The organism is Nitrospirota bacterium (assembly GCA_020846775.1).
Lineage (GTDB): Bacteria > Nitrospirota > 9FT-COMBO-42-15 > HDB-SIOI813 > HDB-SIOI813 > RBG-16-43-11.
The window spans coordinates 1-1,055 of record JADLDG010000130.1 but is presented as its reverse complement, the minus strand read 5'-3'; the positions used below and the strand labels follow the sequence as shown (position 1 = coordinate 1,055).

1 protein-coding gene is annotated in these 1,055 nt (G+C 65.4%); it reads right to left on the bottom strand.

The window, feature by feature from the left end; translation table 11 throughout:
* A partial coding sequence (gene fliD / locus IT392_13620; protein ID MCC6545510.1) for a flagellar filament capping protein FliD occupies positions 1–1,055 on the bottom strand: 1,055 nt, incomplete at both ends.

The window sequence follows — 1,055 nt, the reverse complement described above, 5'->3', positions numbered from 1 at the left end:
GAGTTTCGTTCGAACTGAAGAGGATCCCCGTCGAGTTGTCTTCCTCGTTGAAGAACGTGTGGGTGTCGATCTTGTCGCGCAGCTTGTTGAACTGGTCGACGAGCGTCTTGACGGCCGACACGATCGACGTATCGGTGCTGGTCACGCTGATCGTCACGGGCGAGGCCGCCGGTTCGCCCAGGGTCAGCGACAGGCCGCCGATCAAGTCGTCGAACGTATTGTCGCTCGACGACGCGACGATGCCGCCGGCGGCCGGCGAGCCGAAGAGCAGCCGCGCGTCCTGCGCGGCGACGATCTCGTCGAGCGCGAAGCCGGCGGCCGTCGTGTCGATGAGCAGACGCCCCGCGCTGCCGCTCTCGCTCGCGGTGAGCGACAGCCGATACGGCGTCGTCCCCGAGCCGTCGTGGAACAAATTGGCCGCCAGCGGCAAGCCCGAGGCATTGAGATTTTCAACAAGGTCTTCCAGCGTGTCCGTTGCGGAAATTTCGATCGCCACGGCGGTCGAGCCGTCGATCACTTGCGTCGGCGCGCCGCCGATGTCGACTACTTCCGCGTCGCCGACGATCCGCAAGTCGCTGGCCGTGTCGTGGCTGCCGTTGGCGACGCGCAACGTCTCGCTGCCGCCGGCGGTGTCGACGAGGCGAATGCCGTCGCCGCGGTCGTTGATGCTCGCCGCGACGCCAATGCCGGCGGAGTTGATCAAGTCGAGCACGTCGCCGATCGTCTCGACGCCGTCGCCCGTCGTATCGATCAAAGCCGTTGCGCCGTCGCTGTCGGTGATGACGAACTTGCCCGCCGTGACTCCGTGGCCGCCGTTGTAGTCGGCGAGCCTGGTTTGGCGGCTGATGAATTGGCGGTGGAGCGAGCCGCTGTCGAATGATGTCTGGGCGGCATTGACGGTGAGTTGCAGCTTGTCGGCGGTATTCGTGGCGTCGCCGTTGGCGACGATCACGTTGCTTGAGCCGCCAGTGGTGTCGTGCAGCACAATGCCGCTGGCCGACTTATTCACCTCCGCACGAATGCCGATGCCCGCGGCGTTGATCGCGCGGATCACT